At 61.5% G+C, this 5447-nt stretch carries 4 protein-coding genes and 1 pseudogene; 3 read left to right on the forward strand and 2 right to left on the reverse strand.

Features of this window, described 5'->3' with window-relative positions:
- Positions 1-433 (forward strand): annotated as a pseudogene (locus EOA86_RS20240) (hypothetical protein); the annotation flags it as partial.
- A 163-nt stretch (positions 434-596) separates the two neighbouring features.
- Here the strand turns inward: EOA86_RS20240 and EOA86_RS20245 are convergent.
- On the reverse strand, positions 597-1601 hold the full coding sequence (locus EOA86_RS20245) for a L,D-transpeptidase (protein ID WP_128343264.1): 1005 nt from the start codon (positions 1599-1601) through the stop codon (positions 597-599).
- A gap of 166 nt (positions 1602-1767) precedes the next feature.
- Complete coding sequence (locus EOA86_RS20250; protein ID WP_029356814.1) at positions 1768-2757, reverse strand: LysR family transcriptional regulator; 990 nt, start codon at positions 2755-2757, stop codon at positions 1768-1770.
- A 315-nt stretch (positions 2758-3072) separates the two neighbouring features.
- On the opposite strand from EOA86_RS20250, the gene chvE reads away from it, so the two are divergent.
- Both chvE and EOA86_RS20260 read left to right on the forward strand, forming a co-directional pair.
- On the forward strand, positions 3073-4137 hold the full coding sequence (gene chvE / locus EOA86_RS20255) for a multiple monosaccharide ABC transporter substrate-binding protein (protein ID WP_128343266.1): 1065 nt from the start codon (positions 3073-3075) through the stop codon (positions 4135-4137).
- 99 nt (positions 4138-4236) lie between these two features.
- Positions 4237-5447, forward strand: a 1211-nt coding sequence (locus tag EOA86_RS20260) for an ATP-binding cassette domain-containing protein (protein WP_128343267.1), incomplete at its 3' end; no start/stop codon positions are given.

Here is a 5447-nt window from a genome sequence, read left to right on the forward strand (position 1 = left end):
GGAGAGGATGACAAACACCGCCGGCCAGCTCGGCTCAAGCGCCAGCGAGATAGCGGCTCGGACGCGCCAATCGGCACAAGAGCTCTTCGAGCGCGAGCCGTTGGCTATCGCCGTAGTCGGCCTTGCGCTGGGCACTGCCATCGGGGTGATGCTGCCCCACACAGCCACAGAGGACGAGCAACTTGGCGCCTATCGCGACAAAATTCGCGACAGCGCGGCGGAGGTTTTCGAAACGGGCCTGGAGCAAGCAAAGCAAGTTGCCGCCGAGGCCTACGAAACGGTCAAGGAAGAGGCCGACCGGCAAGGCTCGGGTGGAGATCCCGATACGTTAGCAGGCAAGGTCGGCAAAGTTGTGGAATCGACCGCAAAGCGAACCGAGGAAGCCGTTCGCGATCGTTTGCCGGGCTCGTCGGACGGGTCTTCTACCGCCTGATGGCATCGCCACCGGCCTGAATGGCGGGCCTGGTCCATAGGACTCTGATGTTCAATGGATCTGGAACTCCCGTGCCGATCCCTTTCGACTTGGGATGTCGTAGGTCCACAAATTCTCTGCGACTTTCCTCAGCCGGAACAGGTCTGCTGGCCAATCCGCTTTGCTACGGAGCAAGCTCGTCGACGGTGTGGGCGGTCTCGTTCTTGAATTCGACTTTCGTGCCCGGCTGCACCATCGAGCCGAGATCTTCGGCATCCCAGTTGGTCAGTCGGATGCAGCCATGTGAGAAGGTCGTGCCGATCTTGCCCGGTTCGGGCGTGCCGTGGATGCCGTAGCTTTCGATGGAGAGATCGATCCAGACCGATCCCACCGGATTGTTCGGCCCGGCAGCGATGGTGAAGGGCCGCTTGGTCTTGACTCCCTTGAAAGCGAAGTCCGGATCATAGTGATAGGTTGGGTTGCGCACCACGCGCTTGACCTCCGCCATGCCGCTTGGCGCCGGGTTTTCATCGCTTCCAATCGAGGCCGGGTAGACTGCGAGCCATTTGCCGGAAGGGTCGAGCACGCGCACTAGGCGAGCGCCCTTGTCGACCTCAATGCCGGCAACGCCAGCGGGAGGATCGCCCCGGCCAATATCAGGCACCACCAAGGTCGTGCCGGCCTTCCTGAAGCCGATGCCCGGATTGAGCATCCTGAGCAACTGTTCGCTGATATGGAAGCGCTCCGCCAGCCTCTCCGCCGCAGTGCGATAGCCGAGCCGCCGCAGACGGGCCATCCTCTCCATGCGAGCCGGAATACGCCTGGTGAAGGGTCCGCGCACATCCTTGCGCGTTACCTCATAGGTGACCAGCACCGGGTCGGTGGAGGTTGCCATGAGCTTGCTCCAGGTCTGCGGGGTGAGCTTGCCATCGGGAGGGAGTCCGTTCGCCGCCTGAAAGGCGCCGACTGCCTTGGCGAAGTTCGCTGAAAGGCTACCGTCAATCAGCCCAGGCGAAAAGCGGGCGCGATCCAAGAGAATCTGCGCCTTCAGCACGGTCGGATCGACACCCTTCGGTTCTCCGGCGGCGAACTGGGCCTGATTGACGGTGGTTAGGTCCAGCTTGGCTGCCCCCGTCCCGCCGCATGCCAGGGCAAGCGTCGCGGCTAAGACGAGGAGAAACCTGATCATCGATAGCCTCGCTGGGACTGCAACAAGAGCCCGCCTCTATGACGCGGCACCGCCCTGTGTGGTTCCTTCGCTCCAGCGATATTCTGAATTGAAGCGACATGACGAAGCGCCGTGTAGCTGCGATAGCTGTCCAAGGATTGGCCATGGATTGCTTGATTTAACGCCGTCAGCCGACCTCTCTCAAAATAAAGTCGTGCAGCATCTTGGCCGCCGGCGACAGCACGCGATTTTTTACGGTGATCAGACTGTAAGGCCTGACCTCGATGTCGAATTCGGTCTGGACGACGTCGATGGCGCCGGCCAGCCCCTCGGGGTTCTGGATGAATTTCGCCACCTGGATCGACACCGGCGCGATGGCGTCCGACTGCGCGACCATGACCAGGGTCAGCAGCAGCGAGCTGGTGTTGAGGATGCGGTCCGGTAGCGCGATGTTGCGGTTCAGGAAATTGCTTTCCATCGCCTGGCGCAACGGCGAGCCGCCCGACTGGAAAACCCAGTCGTAGGCGGCGGTCTCCTCCAGCCGCACGGCTTTGCCCTTAGCAAGCGCGTGGCCGCGGCGCACGATCAGGCAGGCTTTTTCGACACCGATGACGCGGGCCTCGAACAGCCGTGGATTGAGATCGTCGGGGATGCGCGCGATAATGAAATCGTGACGCGTGGCGATCAGCTCGCGCGCCAGCACATTGGAGGTCTCGACCTGCATGGTGATCTCGATGCGCGGATAAATGCGCCGGATTTCGCGGATCGCCGGCACGGCGAGCTCGATCGCAGGGGCCGTCACCGCGCCGAGGAATACCGAGCCGCCCTTGCCCGCCTTGAGCTCGGATATCTCGCGGTCGACTTCACGCATCTCAAGCAGGATCGAACGTGCGCGCCTCGCCAATGCCTTGCCATAGGGCGTCAGCGTGATGCCGCGCGGCAGCCTTTCGCACAGCTTGACATCGAGCACCGCCTCCATCTCGGCGATCATGCGCGAGGCGGCGGGCTGCGAAATGTTCATGACCTGGGCTGCCGCGCTGACCCGGCCATGGTCATCGAGGGCTGCGATCATACGCATGTGGCGCAGGCTGAGGCCGCTGCGCAGCAGGGTTTCTCCGTCGCCAGGGGGTTCTTCGTAACTGGCTGAAAGTCCACCAGGATTCCGCAGCGCTGCCATGGTCTTTGTTTGCTCCCCACTCATCGCCGGCCGGCAATCCGGCCAGGTCTTCGTCGGCTTTCAATATATCAGTTTCGGTATAGCAACCATCAAAGATCGCATTTGACAGTTATGGCAAAGAGCCACACCCTTTGCGCGTCCTGAGGCTTGACCGTCGCCAGCGAGAAAAATCGCATCGACTGGAACCAGAGTCTCAGGGCCGATTGGGAGGATACCGGAGATCGATATGGCGGCAGCGGCGCGTTTTGGCGCCCCTGCACGATCGCGCGGCCCACGAAACCCAGGGTGCGCGTCCATCAACAAGGGAGAGTTAATGTGAAGATCATCAAGACACTGGCCGCCGTCGCGGCCCTTAGCATCGCGGCCATGACGGTCCCGGCGCAGGCAGGCGAAGGCCTCATCGGCGTGCTGATGCCCACCAAGACCTCGCAGCGCTGGATCAACGACGGCGACGCCGTCAAGTCCCAGCTCGAGGCTCTGGGCTACACTGTCGATCTGCAGTATGCGCAGGACGATATCCCCAATCAGCTCAGCCAGCTGGAAAACGAAATCACCAAGGGCCCGAAGGCACTGATCATCGCCTCGATCGACGGCACCACGATGTCGGACGCGCTGCAGAAGGCGGCTGACGCCGGCGTCGTCGTCGTCGCCTATGACCGGCTGATCAAGAAGACCCCGAATGTCGACTACTACACCACGTTCGACAATTTCGGCGTCGGCGTCATTCAGGCCAAATCGCTGCTCAAGGGCCTTGGCTATCCGGAAAACAAGGGTCCATTCAACATCGAGCTGTTCGGCGGTTCGCCGGACGACAACAACGCCTTCTTCTTCTACGACGGCGCGATGTCCGTTCTGCAGCCACTGATCGACGACAAGACCCTCGTGGTGAAGTCCGGCCAGATGGGCATGGACAAGGTCGGCACGCTTCGCTGGCTGGCGGCGACCGCCCAGGCCCGCATGGACAATCTGCTGTCCGCCAACTACTCGGATGGCAGCCGCGTCGATGGCGTGCTCTCGCCGTATGACGGTCTGTCGCGCGGCATCATCGCCTCGTTGCGTGCAGTCGGTTACGGCACGGCCGATCAGCCCTGGCCAATTGTCACCGGCCAGGACGCCGAAACCGCTTCGGTCCAGGCGATCATCGCCGGCGAGCAGTACTCGACGGTGTTCAAGGACACCCGCGAACTCGCCAAGGCGACGGTCGAGCTCGTCGACAAGGTGCTCTCGGGCGGCAAGCCGGAAGGCCTCGACACCACGACCTACAACAACGACGTCAAGGTCGTCCCCTCGATCCTGCTGACGCCGCATGAGGTAGACAAGTCGAACTACCAGGCCCTGGTGGTCGATTCCGGCTACATCAAGGCCGAAGAGCTGAAGTAACGGCAGTTGTAAACCCGGGGTCCTGCGTAACGCAGGGCCCCTTTTCGTTAGCGAGCGACCCCGGTATTGTTTCGGGACCTCGGAGGAGTGGTATTCCTGATGGCCTCGACGATTTTGGAGATGCGTGACATCACCAAGACGTTTCCCGGCGTCAAGGCGCTGTCGAATGTCAACCTAAGCGTCGAGGAAGGCGAGATTCACGCCGTTGTCGGCGAGAACGGCGCCGGCAAGTCGACGTTGATGAAGGTGCTGTCGGGCGTGTATCCATCCGGCACTTATGACGGCGAAATCATCTATCGCGGCGATGAGTGCCATTTCAAGGGCATTCACGACAGCGAGCGCCGGGGCATCGTCATCATCCACCAGGAACTCGCGCTGGTTCCGATGCTGTCGATCGCCGAAAACATCTTTCTCGGCAACGAGCATGCCAGATACGGTGTCATCGACTGGAACGCCAACGAGACGCGCACCAGCGCGCTGCTCAAGAAGGTGGGCCTTAAGGAAGACCCCAAGACGCTGATCACCAATATCGGCGTCGGCAAGCAGCAACTGGTCGAGATCGCCAAGGCGCTCAGCAAGGAAGTGCAGCTGCTGATCCTCGACGAACCGACGGCGAGCCTGTCCGAAAAGGACAGCCAGGCGCTGCTCGACCTGCTTCTGGAATTCAAGCGGCATGGCATCACCTCGATCCTGATCTCGCACAAGCTCAACGAGGTCAACCGGGTCGCCGACAAGGTGACGATCATCCGCGACGGGCGGACCATCGAGACGCTGGCCAAGAAAGACATTTCGGAAGACCGCATCATCACCTCGATGGTCGGCCGCTCGCTAGACGACCGTTATCCGTCGCGCGAGCCCGAGATCGGTGAGATCGTGCTCCAGGTGAGGAACTGGTCGGTCTATCACCCGATCCATGCCGAGCGGCAAGTGATCAAAGGCATCGACATCGACGTCCGCAAGGGCGAGGTGGTGGGTATCGCCGGGCTGATGGGCGCCGGACGCACCGAATTCGCGATGAGCCTGTTCGGCCGCTCCTATGGCCGCCGCATCACGGGCGAGGTGCTGCTCAAGGGCAAGCCCATCGATGTCTCCTCTGTCAGCAAGGCCGTGGAACACGGCATCGCTTACGTCACCGAGGACCGCAAGACCTACGGTCTCAACCTGATCGATCATATCAAGCACAACATCACGCTGGCCAATCTTCCCGGCGTGTCGCGCCATAGCGTGATCGACGACATGCGCGAGCTGGCCGTCGCCAACGCCTACAAGGCCAAAACCAACATCCGCTCGTCCAGCGTTTATCAGATGAC

The organism is Mesorhizobium sp. M5C.F.Ca.IN.020.32.2.1, from assembly GCF_004023105.1.
Taxonomy (GTDB): Bacteria; Pseudomonadota; Alphaproteobacteria; order Rhizobiales; family Rhizobiaceae; genus Mesorhizobium; species Mesorhizobium wenxiniae.

Bases quoted from the DNA above. Each gene is read 5' to 3' on its own strand.
- EOA86_RS20245 (WP_128343264.1), bottom strand. From the start codon at position 1,601: ATGATCAGGTTTCTCCTCGTCTTAGCCGCGACGCTTGCCCTGGCATGC.
- EOA86_RS20250 (WP_029356814.1), bottom strand. From the start codon at position 2,757: ATGGCAGCGCTGCGGAATCCTGGTGGACTTTCAGCCAGTTACGAAGAA.